Genomic DNA, 25833 nt, shown 5'->3' with positions numbered 1-25833 from the left:
TGCGCCGAGGATGCGGGTGTGGTCGGTGATGAGGGCGGCGTACAGGTCGCGTGCGGCGGCCGGGTCGCCTGCCTCCCCCGTCCAGCGCGCGTAGTCGAGGCGGCAGACCAGAGTGTCCTCGTGGTCGGGGCCAAGGTAAGCGGATGACAGCGCTGCGACGGTGCCGTAGAGCTGTGCGGCACCTGAAGCATCCCCGCGTGCGACGGCTTCTTCGGCTTCTTCCTGCAGTTGAAGAGCAGACTTGTTCGCTGTATCCGGGCTGGTGGGGGAGTTGTCCGGGACAAAGGGCTGCACTCCCGTTAGTGGTTCACCGGTGATCTCGGTGCTGATCCGATCGATGGTGTCCGCGTCCTCGTTGTTGATCGCTGTGGCTCGGGCGAGCGCGGCATCGATGTCGTCGGCCTCTGCGTCGCCGGCCTCTGCCGACTTCTGCGAAGGATCTCCAGGCAGGGCCGGGAGGTCGTCGTGGGGTGAGGGGCCGTCGCCGCGAAGCCGGTCGAGTTCGTCTGTGAGAGCCTCGATCTCCCGCCGGAGCTGGTCGGCAAGGTCTTCCGCCTGCCGCCGCTTCTCCTCAGCACGGGCCAGTTCCGACTCCGCCCTGGCCTTCTGATCCTCCGCCCGGTCAAGGCGCTTTCGGGCAGCCTCCACCTCACCGGAGCCCGTTTGGTCGGCGAGCCGATCGCGCTCACCGGTCAGCTTGCGTACACGCTCGTCGAGAGTGCTGACCATGCCCAGCAGTACCCAGATCAGACGAGCCGAGTTCTCCGCCGCCTGACGCAGCTCGCCCTCCTGCTCCAGCGCCCGTGTCAGCCGCTCGTACAGCTGGATCTGCTCAGCTTGCGTCTGAGCCACGACCACGGTGGGGGTCGGCGTTGGCACGGCGGTGCGGGGCGGGTTCACAGCGTCGTTCAGGCGCCGGAGCGCCTCAGCTTCCCGGCGTTCACGCAGCAGGGGCGGTGTGGTGGCGGCGATCAGCTGGATCACGAAGGCGCGGGGTGGGATGCGTCCGCTGAGGTGGGTGCTGACCTGGCTTTTGGAGTAGCCGACCTCCTTCGACAACGTCGCAAGGGTCTTTCCCGAGCTGTCGACCTGCTGCCTGAGGAACTCCGCAAGGTGGCCAGCCTGGCTGTTGACCGGACGAATCGGCGCCCACCCGCGCCCCTGCTTCTTTGTCCCCGCCACCCTGCACAACCCCCGGTCGCCTGCTGCCTACTTGTCCGACCGTCCTGAACAACGGTCAGCGCATCCGGAACTTACCTGCAATGTTCGGTCCGGAGGGTCCGTACAAGCCAGCTCCCCCGCAGCCTCTGCCCTGCAGCCGCAATCCCGCGGTTCCACCCCATGAAGGGCAGACCATGAACGACAGCATCTCCCTCGCCGCCGACATCCTCACCATCGCCGGCGTCATCCTGAGCGCGACCCTCGAAGTCCTCCGAGCTCGCCGCGAGGCCCGCCGCACCGACCCGAGGAAGAACACCAACGGATAGGGCTGGCGGCAGCCCACGCCGACATGACGTGCGCGGGTGAGGCCCGGATTCCGGTATCCAACGCCAATCAAGCAGTGCCGGCTGATCCGCTCATGAAGTCAGGACCGAGCCGACTGGTCAAAATCGCGCTCCAGGCCCTGCCTTACACCGTGCCCTCGTGTTCCGGCGGGGGCACGGCGGTGTCCCCGCCCCACCTTCGTACCCGATTGGGATCAGCGATGAAGGAGGCACGTAAGAAAAGACTGCTGCGCGGCCGAACATTTCGCGGTTACCCCCACACAACTATCACGTAGGGATGCGGCCTATCGATGTCCGCTGCTGGTAGTGCCTGCGCCCCTAACCCGGCGTCCCTGTTGAGTCCCCCTGGCCGCGCACGCCGTTTCTGCTCGGCGCCTCCCTCCACCCACAGATCCAGCGAGCCCGCAGCAGCAGCCTGGCAAGCCAACGCCCCGCCAACCCAGCCCGCCCAGGCATCCGACTCCCTAGAAGCGAACTGCGGGCCTAAGTCCTGGCTTTGCCATCACCGAGTCGTCTGCCTCCGTGCCCGGAAACAACGATTTCCGCCCTGTTCGTCCATTCGTTTCCGAGCGCTGTTCCGCGTACCACCAATCAGAAGGAGACCCATGTCCTCGTCTCAGGCCCCCATGCCCACCCCGCCGCGTGACCAGGAGTCGAAGCCGGAGCCGTCGCGCTCGACGCTCCTGCACCGCGCTGTGACCGTCACTCTCGGCCTGCTTCTCGTCGGCTATGTCCTGCACGAGCATCCCGTCGTGCGGGAGACGGCGTCAGCCGTAGCCACCGTGGCTGCCGTCGGCATTGCGGCACTTCCCTACCTGCGCCGCCGATGACCATGACCGCCGGCCAGTGAGCCGGGACGGCAGGGCGCTGGATGGAGCGTAGAAGTCCGGTTCCAGGATTCTGGAACGGTCACCGTCGCGCGGGGCGCCGCCGCGCATTTCACGGCCGCACTGGCCCGCCAGCCACCACTGCGACGGGGACTCCTGCACTACGACCACCGCTGAGCCTGCCGTGGAGGCATCGGAGGGGGACCGCCCGGGCCTTCCGCCCCGCAGCGCGCCTTCTGCGACCTTCGTGCGGGTGACGCGGACATGCGCCTGGCGGGTATGAGCGCGCTCCGTGCGGTCCTGGCTCAGGGAAGGTGAATCACGGCGAGACCGTGGCCGGCAGAGAGTCATCTTGAATGGGATGCGGTGGGCCTGACGTCTCAGCCGATCTGAGAACTACGCGCCCTGGGCTGCTTCGCGCTCGGCAGTGAACTCGTCGAGGAGCTCGAACAGGACCTTGATCGCGTGTTGCTCGTCCTCAGGCGGAAGGTTCCAAATGTTGTCCCAGCCGTGGGGGAGGGCTATATGGAGGACCTGGCCGGGCCAACCGTGATTGCAGCCGCGTCCGCGACGTGCGACGAGCCAGTTGTGCCAGCCGGTAAGTCCGTGCCCACCGTGCCGGAGAGCATGCTGGTCATAGCCGGTCAGGAACGAGGTCAGCATGTGGAAGGAGGTCTTGCCGACGAACATGCTGGGGCGCTGGCCCACCCTGGCGAAGTACTCGCGTTCGGTCATTTCCGAGAGCGGTTTCATGTATCCGACCCTTTGTGATCACTGGTGTCATCGTCCTCGGCTGGACGGAGTCTGCGGCGGGCTGCTTCCAGACGTTCGGCATAGTCCGCTGCGAAGATCCCCGGCAGCGACTTGTCGAGCATTCCAGCGATGCGGTGAAGGGGCGGCCAGACCGCCGCATCGTCGACGAGCCGACTGAGGTCCGTCATCTGTACCCGCTCTAGCCAGTCCGACAAGACCAGCGCCTCATCCGGGGTGAGCCTGAGGATGATCTCTGGGTTCTCCACTGCTCGAACATAGTCCGTTGCCGTCCCCCGGCCGCTTCGCAGTCAAGCAAAGTGACCAATCCGCGCCCACCGCGTTGATCTCCTCGCGACGCAGGGACCGAGTCGACTGGTCAAATCGTGCTCCCCATCCCTGCCTCGCACCGTGCCCCCGCCTTCGTGCGGGGGCACGGCCACAGCCAGCACGGATGCGGCACGCTAGGGTCAGCGGCAGCCCGCGTCGATATGGCGTGCGTGGGTGAGGCCCGGCGCCCAGATGCGCTCTGGGAGCAGTACCGTCGGGCCGCCTCTTCTTCCCCGCCTCCGTGCACTGGCCGCTGGAATCGTCAGCGGCCGGCGCCGGGGGCAGGAGAGCCGCACCGAGACGCCATCCGCGTCCGCTGACCAGGAGCCCGCAGTGTCGTACGTCGCCGCCCTTCAGTTCGTCCCCGGCGGTCCCCGCGTCACTGGCACATGGGACGACGAGGCGGCGGCCGAGCGGCGTTTCCTGGGCTGGGTCGGGCTTTACGACGGGCACCCCACGGCCGTGATCACTCTGGCCGAAGTGACCGCCGACGGTCGCGAGCACGTTTCGAGGGAGTGGCCGGAGAAGCAGACCACCGCCGGTTCCCGCTGACGACAGCACGCCCCCGCAAGCCCCGAAGGGCGCGGCATCCCATCCGGGATGCCGCGCCCTTCGGCATGCGCCCGCGAGGACTGGACGGTACGGGAGTCGGCCAGGTACGAGGCCGCCGCGGAGAAGCCGGGCTGTCGACTGCCTCCATGACTACGAGGGTTGCGGGGCTAAGGCCGGTCTTCTTCACCATCCGACCGTCCGACTCTGTGCCCGAGACACAAGGGTCGGAGACCTGCTCATCTACCCGTCCCGTGCGCAGTCCCGCGCGCCATCGAGCTAGGAGACCGCTGTGTCCTCGTCCCAGACCCCCACGTCCATCCCGCCGCACGACCGGGAGCCGGAGCCGCCCCGCCCGACCTACCACCACATCGCGACCGCCGGGCTTTTCCTTCTCTTCACGGCCTACGTCATGCACGAGCACCCGGCCCTGCGGGAGACCCTGGTGGCCGTGGGAACGGTGGGCGGAGCCGTCATCGCCGGCCTCGCCTACCTGCACCGCCGATGACGGGCAACCGCCGGCCCGCGTGCCGTAACGACAACAGCGCGGCACGCCGCCCTGAGCACCGGAGGCCGTACAGGCCCCGTTCCAGGATTCTGGAACGGCCGCCATCGCTCCGTCTCCGCTTTGCGCGCGCCTACGTGCTCGCGGGTGCGGGGCCGGATCCGAGCCGGCGCCGTCCCGGCACGGCTGTGTGCTCGGGGCGCTCGGCGGGGGTGGCGTCCGAGAGGAGCTCGGCGGCGAGCCGGGAACGCGGCGTGGGCGCGTCTGGCGCCTGGGGCGTCTTGGAGTCGGTTCTCAAGAGACGGCGGGTGGTGCTCATTGCGTGATCTGCCCTGTGCGCAGTTGACGCGCTGCACACAGGGAAGAGGCCCCTGCGTTGCAGGGGCCTCAGTCAGGGTCTTAGCGGCGAGTCTGGATCCACAGAATGATCAGGGACACGGCACCGCTCCCGAGCTGGGTGCCTGCGCCGTACAGAATGCCGGTGTGGACGCTGTGTCCATGGTTTCTGACGTATCTCCGCAGGCGGGACCACCTGTCGTCATGCGACTTGTCCACCGGGCTGCTAGTTCTGATGGGTGTGCTGTTGTTAGGCTTATCCACGCGAGTCCTTTCATGGTCTGTCGAGACGTAGCTAGGGCAGCGCACGCAGGGGCCCACTCGACCAGTGGCCTAGGAAACCGGGTCGAGACAGGGCCCTTTGTGCTGCCGATGATTCTACGTGCCGTCAGAAGCGTCGCCCCGGTCTCACCAGCAGCAAGTGCCTTTCGGACATGGGGATTGCGCGCAGAGCGCGCAGTCGGGCTACACCCTCAATACGCGTTGGAGCACTTTCCCTACCCGTGACCCCGGATTACTCAGGTTTCCTCCGATCCCACGGCCGCGTAAGTGATCTCAGTCACACGTTCTTTCGTTGGCGTGTCGCTACCGACCATTACGAAGTCTTCTCATCTGGCCTGCGCTCCAGGACATGCCCTGCCGCTGACGACAACCTGTCGCACGGTTCACTGGGCGAGTGTTTTCGGCTTTCTGCATAGGGTCAGCAACGTCACCAGAAGGGGGAAGACGTGACCGACGTTGCAGCTCCATGGGAGGGCGTGGACCTCTCCAGTTATGCGCTGCCTGGAGGCGGCACGTTGCTCGCGGCGCTCGCGCTCACCGCCTACGCGATGCAGGGCAAGAGCAAGGCCGGGAGCCGCTCGAACGAGGAGCTGAACGCCGCGATCGAGAGGACGGTGGGCGGCTTCTTCCGCGGGATCGGCCGATACGTCGCCGGCCGCGACCTTGTGGGTGAGCCGCGCAGCACGGCGACGTGGTGGCGTTCCGGGGTCCTGGTCAACGACGCCGGCGCCTCGGTCGAGGACGTCGCCGCCATCCCCGGCCCACGGACCCCTACTTCCCCTGTCTCGCTCTCCAAGCCCGCCCCCGCCGGTCGCCCGCCGGCCGGGCGCTGGCTGCTGATGCCGCTGCGAGTGGTGGCAAGCATGGGCCGCGCCCTCGCGGCGTGGACGCGGTGGCCGCACGCGGCCCGCTCCCTGGTGCGCCTGGCCCCGCTAGCCGTCGCCTGGGGCCTGTGGCGGCACCCCGAGCAGACCGGGCCCGTGCTGATCGGGGCGGGAGCCGTCGTGCTGCTGGTCGCCTTCACCGGGCCGGGCGGGCTCGCGTGGTGGGCTCCGCGCCGGGCAACCGATGACGAATTGCTGGGGCCGGCCGTGTGGGCGGCAGCGCGTCAGGTTCTCCGACTTGACGAAGAATCGACCCGTCGAAAATGGCTGCGACTCGATCCCGACCTGTCGGCGGAGGGGGCGCGGATCGTGCTCCGTCTGCCGCTGGAGTGGATGGGCGGCAAGGACGCCATGGGCGCGTTGCAGCACATCATCGATACCCGAATTCCGGGTGAGTGGGTGGCACAGTGGGAGCGCAGCGGGGCCAGCCAGTACGTTCAATGGACCCGGAAGCCGAAGTCTGCGGAAAAGCCGGTCCTGCCTGAATACGTGGAATGGAAGTCCACCGGAAACCGGTACGAAGTGTTCGTGGGGCAGGCGATCGAAGGGGACCGGATTGTCGATGTCATGGTCCACACGCAGAGCGCTACCCCGCACTGGGGCGTGGGCGGTGACACCGGATCGGGTAAGTCGACGGTGCTCTACATTCCGATCGTCCATGGCCGCCAGCACGGCGAACTCATCGACATTCTCGACACGAAACAGAACTCCCTGATCGAAGCCGAGGGTCATTCAGGCGTCCGCGTCCACAAGACGGTGCGCGAATGCATCTCCGCCTTCGCCGAGTTCATGGTCTCGATGATGGCCGCCGAAGGTGCCATGGGAAAGGACGCAGCCCCCGGAGCGCGGGCGCAGCTCATCCCGAGGCTGCTCGTCATCGACGAACTTCCGACGCTGATCAAAATGGCATACGTGTGGTGGCGCTACGGCCTGAAGGGGAAGGGCACGCCGCCCTTCCTGGAGTGGTTCTCCATCATCTTGCTGCAAGGCAGGTCCTCCGATCACCGCATCGTGGTGGGAACTCAGCAGTTCGCCAACACTTTCTTCGGCGGAACCATGGAACGGTCGCAGATCGGCACGAAGATTGTCGTCGGACTCCAGGACCGGATTTCCTGGGGCGTCGCGTTCGGCCAGTCCACCCCCGTCATCCAGTACGACACCACGGTCAAGGGCCGCGGTGCTTTCGCGGACAAGCGGCAGGCGCCGGACGCGGAGCACCTGTACGTAAGGGAATTCCAGCCCGCCTACATCACGCCCCACGTCGCGCAGCTCCTCGCCGCATGCCCGTCCGCACCCGGCTGGTTCGACGCCGGAGAAATGGCCCCCTGGATCACCGAGGAGGTCCTGAAAGAAGCGGACCTGGTCGCCGCCGTGCGCAGCTTCCTGCCCGGCGGCGCCTACGGCCCCACCGCGCCGACCACAGTCACACCCGCCCCCGCGGCGGGGGTACCAGCGCCTTCGCCCAGCTCAGGCCATGTGACAGGCCAGGGAGGGGCGCCGGGTGTGACTGCCCATGCGACGGCGCCCGGCGGCGGGCCGGCCCCCGCCGAGGACGACGCGCTCCCGCCCACCTACTCCCTGGCCGAGGCCTGCGCTGCGGGCATCGTGCCGTGGAAGCACGCCACCGCCCGGCAGTACAAGAAGCGGTCGGAAGAGCGCGGTATCAGCTTCCCCGAAGGGGTGACGGACGGCCGGACCACCTCCTACAGCGAAGAGGAACTGAAGGACTGGGTCACTCGCTGGCAGGCAAGCAATAAGCGCGGATGATGCCGAGGGGTAGCTAATGAGGGAAGTGGGTGTAAATGCCGCTCGGGCATCGTACGGCGCCATATACAGGCGGACGCGGAACACTGACCGCAGCTGATTTCATCGGCTGGCAAGGGCCCTTCGCCGCCCTTGCCGGTTTCCTCTTCGGAGCCTGACACGAGCACTGACGAGGAAGTCGGATATGAGCCCGCTCTGGGATGCCTATATCTCAGGGGGAACGTCGAAAGATAGTGCGACACTCAGGGATATGACCGACGTTTCCAGGGCCGGGATGTTCCCTGATTTCTGCCACCCCCAGCCGCATTTCTCGCTGAAGATCTGTAGATGATGTGTGGTGCACGAGGAAATCGCTAGTGTGCTACTCGTCGTGGCGCCGATAATCCGAGCGATTCCCGTACAGTGGACTCCGGCTGGCCGAATACATTCGCGAGAATGGGAATCCAGCGTGCGGGAACGGCCTGTCGGCCCCGCTCGACATCGCTGTACGAACCCTTCCCCCGAAGCCCAAGAGCGGCCGCCATGTCCTCCTGGAGAAGACCGCAGGAAAGGCGAAGGCTGCGCAGTGCCGAGCCGCCGGAACCTTTGAGTAATCGATGGACCTCCACGCCCAGTACGGCAGTGAGCCGGGAAAGGTGCTCCGGTGTCGGAACCGCCCGCGAGGTCTCCCACATGCCGACTGCGCTGCGGGAGCATCCCACCGCCTCGGCCAATTGCCCTTGGGTGCGGAAACCGTTCTTTCTGCGGAGGTCTCTAACGAGTGACCCGTGTATCCGTATCGGCCCCCGTGCCCGGTCGTTGTCTGGCATGGGGCCGCACTCTAGTGCGCGTCTGCGCGAGCTGAGTACCTGTACTCATGCCGGCCGAGGCGCAGAGGTGACAGGGTCGTGGCAATGCCGCCCCCGGGGCAACTGCGGTTCTTACGAACTTCTTTGACCGTGTATCAAGGGCCCCTCTAGGGTCGGTGACCCAGACATATGCCTAGGGGGGTGCGAGGAATGCCGCTTGGACCGACTGCCCGGCGTGTGCTCGGCTTACCGGATGCGGCGGACTGGGACGAGCGGAAGAAGCGCCGCGAGAAGAAGACCTTGCAGAGCGCGAGCGCGTTACCGAAGCAGCCCGTCAACCCCTGGGAGAGGGCGGCGGAGCAGCTCAAGGAGCAGCGCACCGCCCCCACCCTGGCCGCGCCCGCGCCCCGTACCGCGGCCGCCCCGGAGCCGGCCGCGCCGTGGGTCACCGTGGAGGAGCGCTCCGGCAGCGCGTTCGCCCGCCGCTTCGGCCGCGGCGTGCTGTGGACCCTGGTCGCCGCCTTCGCGCTCCTCGGTGCCAAGAGTGTGCTGATCCCGAAGAAGACGCCCGCGCCCGTGCAGTCCACCGCCCCGGCCCAGGCCGGCCCCACCTACCCGGACGACGAGGCCCAGGCCGTCGCCGGTCGCTTCGCCCGCGCCTACCTGTCGTGGGACGAGAAGGACCCGGAGACCCGTGCCGCCGCACTAGCGGCGGTCCTGCCCGAGGGCGCCGACACGAAGATGGGCTGGGACGCCAAGGGGAAGCAGGACGTCCTGGCCGTCGAGCCCGGCACCGTCACCCCGGCCGCCCAGCAGCAGGCCCGCGTACGGGTCGACGTCCTGGTCCGCCCCGTCGACTCCGCCCCGCCGGCGAAGCCCGGAGCGGCCGCCGTGCCCGTGCTGCCGGCGCACTGGGTCGGGCTCGACGTCCCCGTGGTCCAGGCCGGCGGCCGCGTCGTCGTCACCGGCCCGCCCGGACTGGTCGGCGTCCCCGCGACCGGCCCCAAGGCCCCCCAACTCGCCGGCCCGGAGGCCGACTCCGCCTTCGGCGAGCAGACCGCCGAGACGGTGGACAAGTTCTTCACCGCCTACGCGGCCGGCGGGGACACCGAGTCGGTCACCGCCCCCGGCGCCTTCGTCCCCCCGCTCCCGGCCGGTATCTCCCTGGTCGGCGTGACGTCCTGGACCGCCGACAAGGGCAGCGGTACGGACCGCACCGGCACCGCCCGCGTCATGTGGCAACTCGGCGGCGCCCAGCTCGAACAGACCTACCGCGTCCAGCTGACCCGCGTGGCCTCCGCGGACGCGCAGCGCTGGCAGGTCGCCTCCGTCCACGGCGGCACGGCATAACGCCACCCCCCCCGCTCACCGCTCATCTTTGAAGGGGATCCCCTGATGCACCACGACGTCGTGACGCTCGCCGCCCTGACCGACGGCAGCGCGCTGAGCTCCTGGGTCCTGCTCGTCGCGGGCAACCTGCTGGCCGCGCTGATCGGCATCCGCGCCTTCAAGCACTTCGTGAAGGAGGACTGGGGCGCCATGATCACGATGGCCATCGCCGCCATCTTCGTCGCCGGCTTCGTCTGGTTCCCCGGTGAGATGCGCACGCTCCTGGGCGACCTGTGGGACAAGGTCCGGGAAGCCTAAAGATGCGCACCGGCACCACCTACACCCGCCACTTCGACATCGAGACACGCCAGCACGAGCTGCTGGGCCTGGACCTGGGCGAAGGCGCGCCGCGCCGCGCCCTGGTCCTGGGCCTGGTGCTCTACCTCGTGTGGACCGGTGGTCTGCTGCTGCTCTTCGGGCTCCCCTCCCAGGTGACCTTCACGCTGTACTTCCTGCCGCCGCTGCTGGTCGCGGTCATCGGTACGCAGCGCAGCCGCAAGAGCGACCGGCGATGGAACATCACCTACTGGGCCCTCAATGCCCGGTACCTGGTGCTCGGGCACCGGCCGATCATCTGCGGCGGCCGGCGCGCCGCCGCCCGCGTCGAGTGGATCCCGCGCCGCGCGCGGTGGGGAACGAAGGGCGACGCGCTGCGCCGTGAGTCGGTACGGCGCCGCCGCGAGTACGAGATGGACACCGAGGTGCCGGTCATCGTGGCCGGCGCCCCGATCGCGCTGAACGCCCAGCCCCGGCTGTACGGACCGGACGCGGTCTACCGGGCGCGGCAGCGCGGCGGACGCAAGAGCACAGGGGGCACGGCATGAAGCTCGTGGAGCGGATCTCGAACTTCCTCGGGGTGGGCGGCGACCGCAGCGCGCCGGCCCCCCACTACGTCACCCTCGCCGACGGACTGGTAGTCACCACCACCCACGCCGAGGCCTGGTTCACCCTGTCCAGCAGCAACACCGACCTCATGTCCGAGTCGGCGCGGGATGCGGAACTGGACGAGGCCGCCGCGGCCCTCGCCAAGACCCTGGCCGGCAGCGACGTGCACCTGAAGGTGTTGTGGTCGCCGCTGAACGCGAGCGACTACATGGACGAGGCCGCGCAGCTGTTCACCTCCGGGAACTGGTCCGAGTGGGCGGCCATGCGGGTGGAGCGACTGGACCACATCGCCCTGCCCTCCCGTCACCTCCTGATGGGCGTGCGGATCACCGAGCGCACCGGGCAGGCCGCCGCCGTCAGCCGCCGCAGCCTGGCCGAGGGCCTCGGGATCGCGTCCACCGCGGTCAGCAGCCGGGAACTCGCGCGGCTGGACGCGATGATGCGCCGCCTCGGCCGCCGCCTGGAGGCCACCCCCTGGCGGGCCCAGCCGGCCGCCGTGGAACTGCTGGCGTGGATGGTCGCCCGCGAGCAGCACCGCACCACCCCCCTGCCCTCCCCGAACGCCGGACTGATCAGCGGCGCGAAGCTCGCCGCCCTGACCCGCGGCCGCGTCCTGCCCTACCCCGACCACCTGCGGGTGATGGACGCGACCGGCGAGAACGCCGCCTGGGTCGCGGTCCTGACCATGTCCGGCTTCCCGGAGAAGATGGAGTCGCCCGGCTCCGGCGAGTGGCTGCGCACCCTGTCCGAGATCACCTACGTACCCGACATCGACGACAGCGACCTCGCCGACGACGTCGACCCGGCCAGCCTGATACTGCCCGTCTCCCCAGAAGCCTCGGTCCGCTTCCGCGTCATGCCCAAGCGCGAGGCGATGCGAAAAGCCGACGAAGCCCGCCGACTCGCGAAGGAACAGCGCCGCTCCGCCTCCCAGCACTCCGCCGAAGACCCCGGCCGCGCCGTGGAAGAGACCGAAGGCGTCATGGCGGGCCTCGTCCGCGACATGGGCCGCGAGGACGTGACCCTCGTCGAAGACCACCCCCGGCTGATCGTCACCAGCACCACCTCCCTCGACGACCTGCGCGCCCGCGTCGATGCCGTCGTCACCTTCTACGGCGGCCTCGGCATCGAAGTCGGTGTGGGCGAGGAAGAGCAGCGCGAGCTGTGGCTCGAAGCCCAGGCCGGCGACCAGCTCCGCGTCCCCGACATGGGCCATGTGCGCGACGTGACCGCGCTCGCCGGGAGCTGGTGGTGGGGCGGGGCCAAGGTCGGCGACGACCAGGGGCCCATCGTCGGCTACCTCACCGGCTCCACCCCCGGCGTCTACCGCAACGACCTGACCATCGGCAGCGAGAAGGGCGACGCGACCACCACGGCCCTGATCGGCCGCTCCGGCCGCGGCAAGACCACCGCCATGATGCTGTCCCTGCTCGACGCCGCCTTCCGCGGCGCGTTCGTCCTCGCGCTCGACTTCAAGGGCGACCTCGGCGGCCTCGCCGCGGCCGGCAAGCGCTACGGCCTCAACGCCCACCTCATCGAGACCGGCCCCCGCTTCTCCGGGGTCGCGGACCTGTTCCGGCTGCTTGACAAGGAAGGCGCCGAGCGAGCACAGATCGAAGTGCCCGCCCAGCTCGGCATCGCGATGCCCCCGCACCTGCGCGCCCGCGGCGCGGAGACCCCGGTGCAGCACGCCGTGAACCAGGTGATCGCGCAGGGCTCCCCGGCCACGTGGAAGGTGATCGACTTCCTGCGGCACTCGCCGGACACGCTCGCGAGGGAGACCGGCGAGGCCCTCTATGAGCTGAGCCAGACCGCGATCGGCGCCCCGTTCATGGGCCGCCCGGCCGAAGGCGCCCCGCCCCTGACCCCCGAACCGGGCATCTGGGTGGTGCAGATCCCCGGGCTGTCCCTGCCCGGCACCGCCGACGACCGCGAGGATTGGAACGTCCTGCAGCGCATGTCGGTGGCGCTCATGCACTCGATGCTGGCGTACGGCATCACCACCGCCGGCCGCAAGGACCTTCGAGGCCTGCGCAAGGTGGTGGCCGTTCCGGAAGTCCACGTGCTGACCGCGACCAAGGAAGGATCCGCCTTCCTGGAGTACATCGCCCGCGTGGGCCGGGCCCTGTCCACGGCCCTCGTCTTGGACACCCAGGACCCGCAGTCCCTCTCGGCCCTCGTCGGCGTCGTCGAGCAGCTCACCACGGTAGTGGGCTTCCAGCTCACCAACTCCGTCCAGCAGGACGCGCTCGCCGAAATGCTCAACCTCCCCGCGGGCCGGCACACCCGGGACCTGATCCAGTCCATCGGCCTCAACCCCGACGGAGAGGTCCGCCACGGGCACGCGATCATCCGCGACCGCCGCTTCAACTCCGCGACCGCCCAGTGGGACATCCCCACCGTGGAACTCATGGAACTGCTGGACACCACCCCCCGGGCCGACCCGCTCGACGACGACCCCGCCCCTGCCCCGCAGCCCGAGGAGGCCACCGCATGAAGCGCCGCCACGCCACCGCACCCGCCTTACTGCTCGCCGCCGGCGTCGTCCTCACCGGCTGCGGCGAGAGCGCCGACGACGCCAAGCAGGACGACCCGGCCGCGGCCGCACTCGCCGTCGCCCGCGACTACCAGAGCGCCGCCAACACCTTGGACTGGCACCGGGCATGCGAGCTGAGCACGATCCGGCTGCGCCGCGGCACGATCGAGGAGTGCGCCGGCCGGAACATCGGCCCCGCCCCCACGGCGACGGCCCCCCCGACCGCATCGGCGTCTCCCACGAAGACGTTCGACCCGCCCACCTACGCGGACGGCTCCACCATGCAGCCGCTCACCCGGCCCACCCCGTCCGGCCCGGACCGCGCGTCCACCGGACCGGTCACCCCCGAGGGAGAGCCGATCGAGATCTCCGCCTACGGCGACCACCCCGCCGGATACGGAGTGATGCTGAGCTACACCGTGACCTGGCCCAGCGAGACCACCACCGCCCGCCAAACGCTGCGGGTGGTCCAGGAAGCCGGCGAGTGGCGGGTCGACCAGTACGAGGACGTCCAGGACAACGACATGGCGCACGGAGACCCGATCCGCGACACACTCAACTGGGGATAGAGCCATGACCGCCCGCCTGCCCCGTCTGCGGACGCTGGCCATTCCCGCCATGCTCGCGCTCACCACCGTGATGGTGGCCGCCGGGCACGCCCACGCCGAGACGATCGACCCCGTCGGCATCGGCGACCTGCTGCCCTCACCGAACAGCCCTGTCCCCGACGGGCAGGGGACGCTGTACGAGGAGTACAGCAACCCCAACTTGTGGATCCTCGACAACGACTACGACAAGCTCGACGTCCTGGACCCCATGGCCGAGACCATCGCGGACATCTGCATGGCCCTGATCGTGGTTCTCGGTACGGCCGTCATCGTGATCGTTCAGTGGATCTTTCAGCTCACCTCCCTGCCGGAGCTCCAGAACGCGCTCACCGGCGCCATCGGCGGTGCTGCGAAGGGTCTGTCGACCACGCTTCTGCCGGCCGCGCTCGCCGTCGGCGCGCTGGTCGCCTTCGTGAAGCACCGTGAAGGCGGCGGCGGAGGCGGTCTCTCCCAGCTCGCCTGGGTAGCCGTCTCCGGAGTGGTCTCCATTTCCCTGCTGACCACCCCTCAAGTCTGGGTCGACGGGGTCGACACCACCCGGCAGGTGGGCGCGAGCGTCGCCCTGAACGCCACCGCCGGCGGCATCAGCGCCGGTGGCCAAGAGCACCCGTTCAAGCTCGGGCACGAGCCCACGTTCACCGGCTCCGGCCGGGACGACATGATCCGTAAGAGCGGCGATGCCGTCTGGCGGTCCTTCGTGGCCACCCCGTGGTGCCTGGCCGAGTTCGGCTCGATCGAAGTGTGCGAGAAGTACGGCAAAGACCTCCTCGACCAGGGCACTTCGAAGAAGGACCGCAGGGCGTGGCTTAAGCACAACGTCACCGAGAGAGCTGTAGGGCATGACTCCGAGCTCTGGCATCAGGGGCACAGCCCCATGGGCAGGATCGCGGTGACCGTGACCGCCCTGATCGTCCTGCTGATCTTTGCCGTACTTGTCCTCGCGCTCGCCTTCGCGTCACTCGCCTCGCTGCTCGGGGCACTCATGCTCCTGATCTCGGGCGTCGTCTTCGCCTGCTTGTGGGTGATCCCCGGAAGGCCCCGGCAATGGGGCTTGAGGTGGTTCGACCAACTCCTCGGGCTCACCCTGCAAAGTTTCATCGCCACACTGACGCTCGGCAGTGTCCTGGTCGTCCAGGTCGTCACGACCAAGATGTTCGGGGTCTACCAGTGGGCCCCGTCCGCGGGCCTGTCGATCGCGGCCGCCCTGATGGCGTTCAAGTTCCGCAAGATCATCGAGTCCATCGTGGGCGTCAGCGGCACCTCGTCCTCCCCCTTCGGTGCGGTGCTCGGCATGCTGACCGCGCGCAGCCTCACCCGTGCCATGAGCCGCGGAAGCAGCTCCGGCCACAGCAAGAAGGCCGCCCCCAGCCGCGGAAGCGGATCCGCCGGCGGCGATGGCGGCGGCCGCGGGGGCGGTGGTGGCGGAGACGACGGCCCCGGCCTCGGCACCGGTCCCGGCGGCGGGGGAGTGGGCATCTCCGCCAGGTGGGCGCCCTACCGCCGCCCCACGCCGGTTCCCTCCGGGGCGACGGACAGCGACTACACCGGACGCATCGTCAAAGAGCTCGCCCAGGGCGGGGCCCCCTCTTCCATTCCCTACGACCGGCCTCGCAAGACCCCTCCGCCGGTGCGCGGGCCCGGCCCCCTCCCGCTGCGCATGGCTGCTCGCGCCGCAGAGGCAGCCTCGTCCGACGCCGCGACCCCGGAAAGCGCCACCGCGGCGGCGGTCTCCGCGACCGTCTCGGCGGTGTCGTTCCGGCAGGCGCCGGCGCCGGACGCCCCCGGCCCCCGGGCGATCGAAGCCCGCGTGGTCCGCACCAGCACGCCCCCGACCCCCACACCGCCAGCTCCGGCCGGCCCGCACGGCCGGCAGCGCGCCACGCAGCCACCGCCGCCCGCGCGCCGCACAGCCCCGGCCCGGCGCCCCACCCCGTCCCGGCCCGCGCCCCGCCGCACGAGCAGTGGCACGGCCCGCCGCCCCGACATCCCCACGCAGAGAGAGGGATAGACCGTCGTGGCCAAGAAGGACGACGAGCGGACCCCGCAGCAGTTCCGCGAACTGCTGCGGGCCCAGTACGACTATCCCGAGGACGTCGAAGACGAGCGTGGCTGGCGCCGCCGCCGGGCCCGGCGCGCCTACCGCAAGGGAGAGCGGGGCCGCACGGCCGAGTGGATCGACCAGGAACGGCGACGGGAGCCGATCAGCTCCCGCGCCGCGCTCCTCGTCGTCGTCGCCCTGCTCGCCATCGGCGTGCTCGGGCGCTTCGGGCCCAACTGGATCACCGGCCACAACGACACTGCGACCACGGTCACCACCACCCCGAGCGCGACACCGTCCAGGGCGGACGGCAAGCAGGCCCCCAGCTCCCCGCCGCCCGCCTCCCCGTCCGCGACGCCCTCGGCACAGCTCGCCGACCCGGACGCGGTCGCCGAGGAGTTCGTCCGGCACTACCTCGCCCGCAACCCCCCGGTCGACCAGGATCACACCGCCGCCGTACAGCGCGCCGCGCCGTGGGCGACGACCGCCCTGGTCGACAACCTCAGCGGCCACGACGACCCCGCCTTCGCACGGCTGGTCAGCCGCGGCGGCGTGGCCACCGTCTCCGCCGTCGCCGTGAAGCCCGCCGGCACGCAGCTCCCCGGGGACACCCCGCTGCGGGTCTGGAGGACCGTCACGGCGAAGGTCGATGTCGTCGGCTACACCACCTACTCCGAGACCACCCGGCTCCAGACAGAACTGATCAACGACGGCACCGGCTGGCGGGTCGACCGGCTCTTGGGGGTGTAGCAGCAGTGGAGGGGAGGGACGCGCTCCGGGCCGTGGCGAACACCGCCGGCACCGGGGCCGCAATCAAGCTCGCCGTACCCGCGGCCGTCGTGTTCGTCTGCTTCCTGCTGGTCGTCGGCGTCTTCGGCGCCGGCTTGTCCGCGCAGGCCAGCGCGGACTCCTGCGGAGACCGCGGACAGCCCGGCGCGGAGCTGCCCGGCGGCTCCGGCGACACCGGAGGGACCGGCCAGAGCCCGACCGGGAACCTCCGGAAAAAGCAGATCGAAAACGCCAAGGTGATCGACGAAGTCGCCGAAGCAGGCGGCATGTCGGGCCAGGCGACACTGATCGGCCTCATGACGGCACTGCAGGAATCCACCCTCCTGAACATCGACTACGGCGACCGCGACTCACTCGGCCTGTTCCAACAGCGGCCCTCGCAGGGGTGGGGAACCAGAGAGCAGATCCTCAACCCCCGGTACTCATCCAAAATGTTCTTCTTCGGAGCCGACTCCGGCAGCCCCCGCGGCCTGGCAGACATCCGCGGATGGGAGGCCATGCCCCTGTGGAAGGCCGCCGCCACTGTCCAGCGCCCCGCCGAGGAGTACGAGCACCTCTACGCCGGCCAGGAGGACTCCGCGCGGGAGATCGCCGCCCAAGCGGGCATCGACCTGCTGCGCCCGGCGGAGAACGGCCCGGCACTGCCCGAGGGGGGCGCCACCGGAGCCCCCGGCCCGTCCGGCGAGGCCGCCGACCCCGAGGAGTGCTACACCGGAGGCGGAGGGCAGCCGGGAAAGCCCGGAGAGCCCTTCCACGATGGCGCGGCCGACTGGCCCGCCAGCGTCAGGAACCCCCGCTCCACCGCCGACGCCATCCGGTGGGCCAAGAACGAGGCCGAGACCGGCGGGAAGAACTGGTACCGGCTCTGCCTGTCCTTTGTCGCGAAGTCCTACGGATGGTCGTACTCCGGCGTCGGCTACGCCGTCGACCACTACCGCCAGATGCCAGCGGAGATGAAGCACGACAAGGACCGAAACCCGCCGCCCGGCGCGCTCATGTACTGGGAGACGGGAAACCGCGCCGGGCACGTGGCCATCTATCTCGGCGACGGGAAGATCGCCAGCAACGACATCGGCCGCCCCGGATACATCGACGTCGTCCCGGCGACGGACATCGAAACGAAGTGGGGATCCACGTACCTGGGGTGGGCGCCGCCCTACTTCCCCAAGGGCGGATAGAGGGAGCCGAGCATGACCGTGAATCCAGACCAGGTCCCCGCCGAGCCGATCTACACCGTCACCTTGACCGCCACCGGCGCCTACATCGACGGCGAACCCGTACCCGGAGCCACCGCCGACCCCGAAGAGTCCCGCCGGGCCGCCCTGGGGGAGATCTACGTCAAAGCCGCACTCCACGGCCGGCCCGTCCGCTTCCTCGCCAAGGAAGCCGACGGCACCACCTGGCCCATGATCATGGACACCAGCGGCAACGTCCTCACCCTGACCACCCCCCACCCAGCCCCGCCAGCACCCCCAGCCCCCGCTCCAAGGCCTCCCGCCGCCCCACCCTCGCCGACACCTCCGGCGGCGCAGACCGCGCACGACTGGACGGCACCTCTCCCGACCGCGTACCAGCCCCTCTACGACAACCTCCAGACCGCGGCGAACGCCGGGAACCTCACCGAAGCCGTCGCCCTCGCGGCCAAGCTCGAAGAGGCACTGACCGCCGACTACGGGCCGCTCCACCCGCACACCGTGAACATGCTGACCCTTCGGGCGTCCCTGACCCTCCACCACCGGGCCGACTGGTACGAGACCGTGGAGCTCCTCGTCCACACCGCCCTGCGCCGCCGCGAAGCTGGCGCCCAGCCAGCACAGGACACCGTCAGCGCAGTACGCAACGCACACGCCGCCTGGCGGGCTCTCGCGAAGGAAGATGCGGAAGGAGCGACCGAGCTCGCCCCGCTCGTCGCCGGGATGCTCGAGCAGTTCGGAGAGGACCGGCGTACGCGCGACGTCCTGCGCTGGGTCGAAGAAACCGCCCTGACGCCCGGGACGGCCCAGTCGTAAATCTTCATCCGTGACCTCCTGCCGTGGCGACATGGGCAGCAGCACAGGACGAAAGACACTCGCGGTGATCGCGATCGAGCTCAACAAGGCCGGGTGGACGACGATCCGCAGCTTCGTGAGTCACCGCCTCCCGCAGGTGGCGACAAGCGGGACAAGGGCCACATCATCACGACCGACACGTAGCTGCACAAGAACGTCGAGTTCATCGAGGAGGGCCCCGTCCGGAACATCGGCGTCGCGGACGGTCATCGAGCGCCTCAAGAACAGGGAACCTCGGCTCCTCTTCCCGATGCTGAACGGTATGCCGTCTCGGGGCTGACCTGGCAGGTAGGCACGCTGGCCAGGGCAAACATCGAGGGCCCCGCCGCTTCGGCGGGGCCCTCGATGGTGCTTTGCACCGGGCTCCCGGAGGGGGCCACCCTCCGGAATGCCCGATGATGCTGAAGTCCAGGCGAGTTCAAGGCCCATGTCCAGCACGAAGTATGTAACCGTGCCTACCCACGAGTTATGCCTCAGTTTTACGGGTTCCTCGTGTTGCACGTGTGCAATCCCGTAAATCTAGGGGTTATCTGGCCGGGGAAAACATGTTCTGTGTTCCCTCCGTCACACTCTGTAGAAATCGGGGGGCGTACTCCCGTGACGTGTGCTGTTCCCGATGCATTCCCGTACGTCTAAGGGTTGTTGGGCGGTGTCGCGCCGTGTCGGTAGAGTCTTCGGTTACCGGTCGTAGAAGACCCCTTCCACGGCTTGGTGCTGCAAGTCCGAAGAGTTCATTTGGCGGTCTCCGACTCCGGTCGGGCTCGGCTGTCCCCCCTCGCCAGGGACCGACAGCCGAGCAGTCGACCGCCCCCTACCCCATGGGGGGCCTCTATGTCCCTGCCCGCTCTCGCCACGGTGGCTGTGCTGTTCCTGATTGTCTTCGGGACCGCCTGCTACACGGTCTTCCACCTCAAGCCGACGCCCGTCCGTATCGCGGCTGTCCTGCTCGCGATCGGCGGCCTCATCGCGGCCATGGTGCCCATCGTGCGGCTTCTCGCCGAACCGCAGCAGCAGCTCGTCCCGCCCGGGGCCTCCGCGCCTGCCAGCCCCTTCCACCGCACTGGACAGGGGATCTGACGTGTCGAACCCTCCTGAGCCCCCCGAGTCGATCCGCCGGAAGCACGCCGACACGATGCCGACGATCACCGAGTCCTTTCCGCGTATCCGCTCGGTGGACCGTTTGCCCGCGTCCCTCCGCGTTGCAGAGGAAGCAAGAGCGCGTCGTCTCGCCGAGGCGTCGACCACCGCCTTCGAGACGGTCGAGTTCCGCGCACCCCGGAGCGGCACAGAGGTGAGGCTCGCCCGGTACTTCGGGATGCTGGGCGTGGGCACCACCGCAGCTACCGCTATCGCGGCCGGCAGTTTCGTCCACCTCCAGCACGCCGGCCCTCTCAGGAACCCGCGGCGCTCCGGGTACGTCGATGTCGTCCTCTCCGGAGTCGTTGCCGAAGCCAACCGGCTCTGGGGCAGCGAGTGGTGGCTCGGTGATCTGGACGTGTTCCGGGATACCCCCGGCACCGTCACCCGCCCGCAGATCGACGTCCTGGGACCCGCCTGGATCCTGCGCATCGACCGCGACGTGCTGCGCAGCTGGGCCATGCGGGACCTCTCCGTCCAGCGGATGCTCCACCAGGTGCACGCGGAGCGCTACCGGATCCTTGAGACCGTCTACGGCGTGGACCAGCGCTCGACTCTCGCCCGCCTGGCCCAGCTTCTGCAGTACCTCGCCCGCCGGCGCGACGTCCTCGACACGGCCCGCCTCGTCCCCAAGGACGACGATGTCCTCCACGGGCCCACCCAGAAGCACCTGGCGGACGCGCTGGGCCTGAGCCTGGCCTCGGTGGAGAAGAGCATGAGCGTCCTGCGGAAGCACGGTGTGCTCGCTTCCACGGGCAAGGGCCGCGCGAACAGGGCCTACAACATCCTTCGGCCGGAACTGCTTCAGGCCGCGGCCCACGGGCACGCGTTCGAGGCGCCTGATCTCAGGATGGCGTGACCGCTGGAAGGTGTAGCACTTCAGCGGTACGGCGGAGTCCTCGGCCCGCACCTCCCGGGACGGGAGAGCGGGCCGCGGGCTGGACAGAGAAGTGGGTGCCCCGCGACAGATCAGCCTGCACTACCAGTGCGGCCGGAGCGGGAGAGCAGCTCGTACGACGTCGTCGAATGTCTTGAGACCTCCGAGCCAGCCGCCAGCCGTCCTCTGGGTACAGTCACGGGCAGGGCCCGGAGCCACTGGTCCTGGCTCCGGGCCCTGCTGTCTTTCTGACTGGTCAGTCGTTCTTGACCGGCGGGGTGAGCAGGGCGAAGAACGGCTCGGCGTCCTCCTTGCTCAGCTTGCCCTCCAGGCTCGCGTACCGGTGCAGCGTGGAGAGGGTGTCCTTCGCCGGGATCTCCCAGCGGGTGTGGGCCTCGCGGGTGATCTCGCCGATGTGGTGGTGGGCGGACTCGGGGTGGTGGCGGATGAACCAGGCGAGCATCCCTGCTACGGGCCGCGAGACCCACAGGTGCAGCCAGTCCTTCTCCTCCTGCTGCTTCTTCTGCCGAGCCTGCACCTTGTGGTCCAGGTCGATGGCCTCGGCGAAGTCGTGCAGCACCGCGCTCTCGACGGTGGGGCCCAGCAGGTGGGAGGGCAGGACGCGGTCCAGGCTACTGGCGACGTTCCAGGCCAGCGCGTCGGCGATCTCCCGGACGGAGTCCTCGTTGCGGGCGCGCAGAACCCACCGCTTGCGCACGTCCGGCCGGCCCCACAGGGTGCCGTGGAAGTCGGCGGCGAAGTGGTCGCGGACCTCCGCCGCCCCGCGGGACAGCTGGTCGCGGTCACCAGCCGACATGACGGCCCGGACGCCCTCGTAGGAACGCTGGCGTGCCTCGACCCAGTCGTCGGCCACGGCCCGGGCCCACTGATCGCGGCCGCCGACCAGGGCCTGCGGCTGGGGCACCTCGCTGTTGCCGCGCGAGATGTACGCCCGCAGCGTCGAGGCGGTGATGCCGCCGAGCTCGGCCATCTCCGGCACGCCGATCAGCTGGGCGCCGGTCAGCTCGGGGGTGGCGAGGTCGACCACGCACCGCTCCAGCGGCAGCGCGCCGTCGTGTTCGGCGCGGCGGGCGGCCCACAGCGCAAGGTGGTCGCCCCAGTTCTCCACGACCGGGGCGGACGCCTCGGCGTCGATGTCGGCGACCTCGAGCACAGATGCCCGGGCCGGGTCGGCGCGGCGGTCGAGCATGTCGGCGGCGCTGACCGTGACCGCGGCGCGCGCCTTGCGCTTCTCGTAGTCCTGCTCGACCGGATCCCAGACCTGACCGGGCCGGTACCAGGTGCTGCCGTTCCACCAGTAACCGCCGGAGCGGAACAGCAGCTGCTCGCCGTCCCAGGTGCTGTGCAGGGACGAGGTGTCGTCGTCGCGCATCAGCAGGACGGTCCGGCCGTGGTCGGGGTGGTAGCGCACCGACCAGCCGAGCGAGTGGTCGAGCGGGTCGGTGGTGAAAGCGTGCCAGCCGCCGCCGCGGTGGTTGGGGTCGTAGCGCCCCCACATGCCATCACCCTTGTTGCGGCCGACGGCCTCGATGGCCTCGGGGCCCTTGTCGAGCGGGATGTGCGAGTCGTCGACGAACGGCAGGCCGGGCACCGGGTGGTCGGTGCTCAGGCCGTTCGCGAGCGGGTGGATGTGTGCCAATTTGATTCCTTCTTTCGTATCGAGTGCTGCACGCCTTGTGCAGCGTCTTGCTTACCCACTTATACATCGTCACCAAGCGAGTGGGTGCAGCATTTTCTAGAAAACTTTGTGCAACAGCGTTGTGGCCGACTGGTGTTCAGCTGGCCGACGGTTCGCGCTTCGGGAGGCGGAGTTGGCGTTGGCGCAGGTCAGAGGTCGTTAGGCCTGTCAGGTCTGCTCGGTCTGATCAGGCGTGCTGCCGGTCTGGCGGCTTGATGCGGCTGCGTGCAAAGACTGTGGCCCCCGGCGTTCTGCCGGGGGCCACGGGGCGTGGGGGAGGTCTCGGTTGCTCACCGGAGCTGGGATCGGAGGGGACTGGAGGGTGATGTCCCAGTGGACGCCGCTCCTGCGGGGGCCTCACGGACGTGCTCGTTGGAGAGGCTGGCGAGGGCGCTGTATCAGCGGGGCTGGTGCCGCGCGGGGGTCAGTGGCCGCAGGCGGCCTTCGGGTAGTCGAGGTACTTCCAGGTGTCGGGGCCGACCTTGCCGTCGGCGGTGATGCCGGAGCACTGCTGGATGGCTTTGACGCCGGCCGTGGTTGCGGGGCCGAATTTGCCGTCCTCGTTGAGGTGGTAGTCGTAGTTGTGGTTGAGCAGGCACTGGACCTGCGCGACGTTGGTGCCGACCATGCCCTCGGCCAGGATCACCCGCCGGTTGGGCTTGTAGTGGGCGCACGCGGTACGCCCTTCCGCCCCGAGCGAGGCGGGGGAGGTGGCCGGGGCCGTGGTGGGAGCGGGGGCCGTCCGGGGCGGTGATGCCGCCGGCGCCGTGGGGGTGGTCCCGGGTGTGGAGCCCGCTCCGTCCGAGGGGGCCTGCTGGGCCGGGGGAGCGGTGTTGTTGCCGGTGGATGAAGCGCCGGGCGCGGGGGTCTCGGTGTGCCCGGGTGCGGCCGGGCCGTCGGCCTGGAGGTCCTCGGCTTTGCCGTCGCCCGCGGTCGGGCCGTCGGCCGGCGGGGGTGTGTCCGCGGGCGGTTGGGCAGCGTCGGCGTCGTCGGTGTCGCTGCTGTCGCCGGGCTGGGTCTCGGTGGTGGCGGGGGGCGTGGCGGTGTCGTCCTTGCCGGAGCCGTTCATGACGGCCCACCGGCCGAGGAGCAGCGCCACCAGAAGCGTGAGGAAGACGATCGCCAGCTGGGCGACCCTCCCCGTCCGCGCGACCGGCGCAGCGGCAGGGGAGGGGACGGGCCGGACGACGGCGATCTCCTCACCCCCCGTTCCCGCGGCGGCCGGCACCGCGGACCGGTCCCGGCCCGCAGCCTTGGGTTCCGGCGGCGTAGTCGCCGAGGCGGGTGGAACGCTCTGACCTGCTGGAACAGAGGCTGGAACGGTCGGAACGCTCTCGGCCCCGCTCTGCCCGTCCTGCTTGCCGCGGGTGTCCGTGGCTGGGGGAGAGGGGGCGGTGGGAGCCGTACCGGCCTCTTCATCAGGGCGGGGCGGTACGCCGCTGCCGGCGGTCTGCGCCGCCTGGGTGGGGCCAGCCGTCACAGCAGGTTCCCCTGAAGCGGGCGAAGGCGAAGCGGCAGGGCCGGGCGCCGGGGCCGCGGCAGGATCCTGGGACGGTACGCCGGCTGCCGAAGGCCCGGCATTGTCATTGCCCGGTGCCGCCGGCTTGCCGGTCGTCGCGGCGCCCGTGCCCGCGGCCCGCTTGAGTGCCACGTCGGCGGCCTCCCACAGCCCCACCAGGTGCTGCGCCTCGAACCGCGGCCGCTTGCTGAGCCGCTCGATCGCGTCGCGAGGCGGGAACGACTCACCTTTCAGTACCCGGTGCCACGTCGTCCGGGAGATCGTGCTGTCACGGGCGAAGGAGTCCAGGGAAAGCTTCTTCTCCTCCTTGATCCGCACCAGTTCGGCCCGCAGGGCCTCGACCTCCGCCGGCGGACCGGCCTTCCGGCGGTTTTCATCCCCAGGCAGCACGCGTCCCCCTCGACACGATCATGAAAGCCGCGCGTTCCAAATCCTCTGTTTCTGCAGGTCAAAGGTCGTGCGGAACGACTGGTACACGCGGAACGACTGGAATAGTGGATCAGGCTACCGATGGAACGCCGGTACCCCGAATCTTCACCTCGTCAGCGCCGCCCACCAGGACGGCGACACCGCTCCCACGCCTCCCGTACCAGCGGGAAGGTGGGGCACGCGATCGAAGGATGAAGATGCGTAAGAACGTCAGGAACCTTCTGCTCCAGGGACTTGCGGCCGTGCTTCTGGCCGGCGGGACGCTCGGCGCGGTCAACGCCACCGGCGACGAGGCCAACGCCTCCACCAAGCCCGGCCCGCGCACCGGCTCCTACGGCACCCCCGCCCAGCCCGCCGGGTTCAGGGGCGTGTGGCCGGTGCTGAAGACCGGCTCCCGGGGCACGGACGTCAAGACCGTCCAGTACCTGCTCGCCGCCCGCGGCCACGCCGTCACGGCCGACGGCACCTACGGCAAGAAGACCGCCGCCGCGGTCCGCAGCTTCCAGACCCGCGCCGGCCTCAGGGCCGACGGGGCCGTCGGGCCGAAGACGTGGGCCAAGCTCACCGCCCTCACCCTCCGCAGCGGCGCCCGCGGCCACGCCGTCAAGGCCGTCCAGGTCCAGCTCGACCTCAAGGTCGACGGCGTCTTCGGCAAGAACACCGCCGCCGCCGTCAGCCGATTCCAGACCAAGAAGAACCTCCCCCGCACCGGCGTCGTCGACGCGAAGACCTGGAACTCCCTGATCAGCGGCTCCTTTGCCAAGCCGGCCATCAAGGGCTACTCCCTGCAGTTCTCCAAGAACTGGAAGTCCCCCACCTACTCCAAGCTCTCCCTCGTCCGCGACGGCAAGACCCTCAAGTCCTGGCGCGCCGGCTCCGGCAAGAACAAGGACGAGTGCGCCTCCGGGCTTGGCTGGCTGCCCAGCGGCACCTACCGGGTCCAGGCCCACTTCACCAACCGCGACGGCAACGCCATCGACGGCTACGCCATCCAGCTCCCCAACAAGTCCTGCCGCCCCAAGGCCGGCACGAAGCAGAAGCGCGTCCTGCGCACCGACCTGTTCATCCACAGCGAGATGACCCGCTACGGCACCCAGGGCAAGGACACCCCGGGCCGCGACGACGCCGACCGCTGGGAGAACGCCAACGACTACAAGTCCCTCGGCTGCATCAAGCTCACCCCCACCGACATCAAGGACCTCTTCAAGCGCCTCGACCAGGCCCGCTGGCCCAAGAACCTGACCCTCTACGTCAACTGACCCGCCCCACCCCGACCCGCCCCCGGCAGCACCTGCCGGGGGCGGTCGGCGTTCTCGCCCCAGCGCTCGAGGGCGGCTGCACACGGAACAAGAAGAGGAG

23 protein-coding genes are annotated in these 25833 nt (G+C 69.6%); 17 read left to right on the top strand and 6 right to left on the bottom strand.

Features of this window, described 5'->3' with window-relative positions; translation table 11 throughout:
- A partial coding sequence (locus tag ACFYUZ_RS36290) for a helix-turn-helix domain-containing protein (RefSeq protein WP_389316548.1) occupies positions 1 to 1182 on the bottom strand: 1182 nt, incomplete at its 3' end.
- A gap of 173 nt (positions 1183 to 1355) precedes the next feature.
- Between ACFYUZ_RS36290 and ACFYUZ_RS36285 the strand changes: the two genes are divergently transcribed.
- Both ACFYUZ_RS36285 and ACFYUZ_RS36280 read left to right on the top strand, forming a co-directional pair.
- A complete protein-coding gene (locus tag ACFYUZ_RS36285) occupies positions 1356 to 1487 on the top strand; it encodes a hypothetical protein (RefSeq protein WP_389316547.1) in 132 nt (43 codons plus the stop codon).
- A gap of 623 nt (positions 1488 to 2110) precedes the next feature.
- Entirely contained in the window at positions 2111 to 2335 is a 225-nt protein-coding gene (locus ACFYUZ_RS36280; RefSeq protein ID WP_389316546.1) for a hypothetical protein, read from the top strand.
- Positions 2336 to 2728: 393 nt separating this feature from the next.
- On the opposite strand, the gene ACFYUZ_RS36275 is transcribed toward ACFYUZ_RS36280, so the two are convergent.
- Together ACFYUZ_RS36275 and ACFYUZ_RS36270 are read right to left on the bottom strand one after the other, a co-directional pair.
- Positions 2729 to 3085: a hypothetical protein gene (locus tag ACFYUZ_RS36275; protein ID WP_389316544.1), complete on the bottom strand. Its 357-nt coding sequence runs from the start codon at positions 3083 to 3085 to the stop codon at positions 2729 to 2731.
- Complete coding sequence (locus tag ACFYUZ_RS36270; protein WP_389316542.1) at positions 3082 to 3351, bottom strand: hypothetical protein; 270 nt, start codon at positions 3349 to 3351, stop codon at positions 3082 to 3084. Before ACFYUZ_RS36270 ends, ACFYUZ_RS36275 begins: the two co-directional genes overlap by 4 nt.
- 394 nt (positions 3352 to 3745) lie before the next feature.
- Here ACFYUZ_RS36270 and ACFYUZ_RS36265 point away from each other — a divergent pair, with 394 nt between their 5' ends.
- The 3 genes from ACFYUZ_RS36265 (at position 3746) to ACFYUZ_RS36255 (ending at position 7735) form a co-directional block, all read left to right on the top strand.
- Positions 3746 to 3964: a hypothetical protein gene (locus tag ACFYUZ_RS36265; RefSeq protein WP_389316540.1), complete on the top strand. Its 219-nt coding sequence runs from the start codon at positions 3746 to 3748 to the stop codon at positions 3962 to 3964.
- 289 nt (positions 3965 to 4253) lie between these two features.
- On the top strand, positions 4254 to 4469 hold the full coding sequence (locus ACFYUZ_RS36260; protein WP_389316539.1) for a hypothetical protein: 216 nt from the start codon (positions 4254 to 4256) through the stop codon (positions 4467 to 4469).
- A gap of 1061 nt (positions 4470 to 5530) precedes the next feature.
- Positions 5531 to 7735 carry a hypothetical protein gene (locus ACFYUZ_RS36255; RefSeq protein WP_389316537.1) on the top strand — a complete coding sequence of 735 codons (2205 nt, stop codon included), beginning with the start codon at positions 5531 to 5533 and terminating at the stop codon, positions 7733 to 7735.
- Positions 7736 to 8085: 350 nt separating this feature from the next.
- On the opposite strand, the gene ACFYUZ_RS36250 is transcribed toward ACFYUZ_RS36255, so the two are convergent.
- Positions 8086 to 8541 (bottom strand): helix-turn-helix transcriptional regulator, encoded by a 456-nt coding sequence (locus ACFYUZ_RS36250; RefSeq protein ID WP_389316535.1) that lies wholly within the window; start codon positions 8539 to 8541, stop codon positions 8086 to 8088.
- A 216-nt stretch (positions 8542 to 8757) separates the two neighbouring features.
- Between ACFYUZ_RS36250 and ACFYUZ_RS36245 the strand changes: the two genes are divergently transcribed.
- The 11 genes from ACFYUZ_RS36245 to ACFYUZ_RS36195 all read left to right on the top strand — a co-directional run bounded on the left by ACFYUZ_RS36245 (position 8758) and on the right by ACFYUZ_RS36195 (position 20809).
- Positions 8758 to 9870, top strand: coding sequence for a hypothetical protein (locus ACFYUZ_RS36245; protein WP_389316534.1), 1113 nt, complete (start codon positions 8758 to 8760; stop codon positions 9868 to 9870).
- A 45-nt stretch (positions 9871 to 9915) separates the two neighbouring features.
- A complete protein-coding gene (locus tag ACFYUZ_RS36240) occupies positions 9916 to 10167 on the top strand; it encodes a hypothetical protein (protein WP_389316532.1) in 252 nt (83 codons plus the stop codon).
- Between the two features lie 2 nt (positions 10168 to 10169).
- Positions 10170 to 10733 carry a hypothetical protein gene (locus ACFYUZ_RS36235; RefSeq protein WP_389316531.1) on the top strand — a complete coding sequence of 188 codons (564 nt, stop codon included), beginning with the start codon at positions 10170 to 10172 and terminating at the stop codon, positions 10731 to 10733.
- A complete protein-coding gene (locus ACFYUZ_RS36230) occupies positions 10730 to 13291 on the top strand; it encodes an ATP-binding protein (RefSeq protein WP_389316529.1) in 2562 nt (853 codons plus the stop codon). Before ACFYUZ_RS36235 ends, ACFYUZ_RS36230 begins: the two co-directional genes overlap by 4 nt.
- A complete protein-coding gene (locus ACFYUZ_RS36225) occupies positions 13288 to 13899 on the top strand; it encodes a hypothetical protein (protein WP_389316527.1) in 612 nt (203 codons plus the stop codon). The genes ACFYUZ_RS36230 and ACFYUZ_RS36225 overlap by 4 nt, the downstream gene beginning before the upstream one ends.
- Positions 13900 to 13903: 4 nt before the next feature.
- The gene (locus ACFYUZ_RS36220) at positions 13904 to 15946 is read left to right on the top strand and encodes a hypothetical protein (RefSeq protein WP_389316525.1); all 2043 of its coding nucleotides are present in this window, start codon (positions 13904 to 13906) and stop codon (positions 15944 to 15946) included.
- Positions 15947 to 15952: 6 nt separating this feature from the next.
- Entirely contained in the window at positions 15953 to 16726 is a 774-nt protein-coding gene (locus ACFYUZ_RS36215) for a hypothetical protein (RefSeq protein ID WP_389316524.1), read from the top strand.
- Positions 16727 to 16758: 32 nt separating this feature from the next.
- On the top strand, positions 16759 to 17943 hold the full coding sequence (locus tag ACFYUZ_RS36210) for a peptidase M23 (RefSeq protein WP_389316522.1): 1185 nt from the start codon (positions 16759 to 16761) through the stop codon (positions 17941 to 17943).
- Between the two features lie 12 nt (positions 17944 to 17955).
- Entirely contained in the window at positions 17956 to 18774 is an 819-nt protein-coding gene (locus tag ACFYUZ_RS36205) for a hypothetical protein (protein WP_389316521.1), read from the top strand.
- A gap of 870 nt (positions 18775 to 19644) precedes the next feature.
- Complete coding sequence (locus ACFYUZ_RS36200; RefSeq protein ID WP_389316519.1) at positions 19645 to 19890, top strand: hypothetical protein; 246 nt, start codon at positions 19645 to 19647, stop codon at positions 19888 to 19890.
- A 1-nt stretch (position 19891) separates the two neighbouring features.
- Positions 19892 to 20809 carry a Crp/Fnr family transcriptional regulator gene (locus ACFYUZ_RS36195; protein ID WP_389316517.1) on the top strand — a complete coding sequence of 306 codons (918 nt, stop codon included), beginning with the start codon at positions 19892 to 19894 and terminating at the stop codon, positions 20807 to 20809.
- A 274-nt stretch (positions 20810 to 21083) separates the two neighbouring features.
- On the opposite strand, the gene ACFYUZ_RS36190 is transcribed toward ACFYUZ_RS36195, so the two are convergent.
- On the bottom strand, positions 21084 to 22487 hold the full coding sequence (locus tag ACFYUZ_RS36190) for a hypothetical protein (protein ID WP_389316515.1): 1404 nt from the start codon (positions 22485 to 22487) through the stop codon (positions 21084 to 21086).
- Positions 22488 to 22950: 463 nt separating this feature from the next.
- The gene (locus tag ACFYUZ_RS36185) at positions 22951 to 23754 is read right to left on the bottom strand and encodes a peptidoglycan-binding protein (RefSeq protein ID WP_389316513.1); all 804 of its coding nucleotides are present in this window, start codon (positions 23752 to 23754) and stop codon (positions 22951 to 22953) included.
- Positions 23755 to 24671: 917 nt separating this feature from the next.
- Between ACFYUZ_RS36185 and ACFYUZ_RS36180 the strand changes: the two genes are divergently transcribed.
- Positions 24672 to 25733 carry a peptidoglycan-binding protein gene (locus ACFYUZ_RS36180; protein WP_389316511.1) on the top strand — a complete coding sequence of 354 codons (1062 nt, stop codon included), beginning with the start codon at positions 24672 to 24674 and terminating at the stop codon, positions 25731 to 25733.
- Positions 25734 to 25833 lie beyond the last annotated feature (100 nt).

This window comes from Streptomyces sp. NPDC004266 (assembly GCF_042874095.1).
GTDB lineage: Bacteria > Actinomycetota > Actinomycetes > Streptomycetales > Streptomycetaceae > Streptomyces.
This window is presented reverse-complemented; position numbering and strand designations above follow the sequence as displayed.

What these genes read in the sequence shown, in the direction of transcription:
- ACFYUZ_RS36285 (WP_389316547.1), top strand. Translation starts at nt 1,356, where the DNA reads ATGAACGACAGCATCTCCCTCGCCGCCGACATCCTCACCATCGCCGGC.
- ACFYUZ_RS36220 (WP_389316525.1), top strand. Translation starts at nt 13,904, where the DNA reads ATGACCGCCCGCCTGCCCCGTCTGCGGACGCTGGCCATTCCCGCCATG.
- ACFYUZ_RS36250 (WP_389316535.1), bottom strand. Translation starts at nt 8,541, where the DNA reads ATGCCAGACAACGACCGGGCACGGGGGCCGATACGGATACACGGGTCA.
- ACFYUZ_RS36205 (WP_389316521.1), top strand. Translation starts at nt 17,956, where the DNA reads ATGACCGTGAATCCAGACCAGGTCCCCGCCGAGCCGATCTACACCGTC.
- ACFYUZ_RS36240 (WP_389316532.1), top strand. Translation starts at nt 9,916, where the DNA reads ATGCACCACGACGTCGTGACGCTCGCCGCCCTGACCGACGGCAGCGCG.
- ACFYUZ_RS36275 (WP_389316544.1), bottom strand. Translation starts at nt 3,085, where the DNA reads ATGAAACCGCTCTCGGAAATGACCGAACGCGAGTACTTCGCCAGGGTG.
- ACFYUZ_RS36230 (WP_389316529.1), top strand. Translation starts at nt 10,730, where the DNA reads ATGAAGCTCGTGGAGCGGATCTCGAACTTCCTCGGGGTGGGCGGCGAC.
- ACFYUZ_RS36180 (WP_389316511.1), top strand. Translation starts at nt 24,672, where the DNA reads ATGCGTAAGAACGTCAGGAACCTTCTGCTCCAGGGACTTGCGGCCGTG.
- ACFYUZ_RS36235 (WP_389316531.1), top strand. Translation starts at nt 10,170, where the DNA reads ATGCGCACCGGCACCACCTACACCCGCCACTTCGACATCGAGACACGC.
- ACFYUZ_RS36200 (WP_389316519.1), top strand. Translation starts at nt 19,645, where the DNA reads ATGTCCCTGCCCGCTCTCGCCACGGTGGCTGTGCTGTTCCTGATTGTC.
- ACFYUZ_RS36225 (WP_389316527.1), top strand. Translation starts at nt 13,288, where the DNA reads ATGAAGCGCCGCCACGCCACCGCACCCGCCTTACTGCTCGCCGCCGGC.
- ACFYUZ_RS36280 (WP_389316546.1), top strand. Translation starts at nt 2,111, where the DNA reads ATGTCCTCGTCTCAGGCCCCCATGCCCACCCCGCCGCGTGACCAGGAG.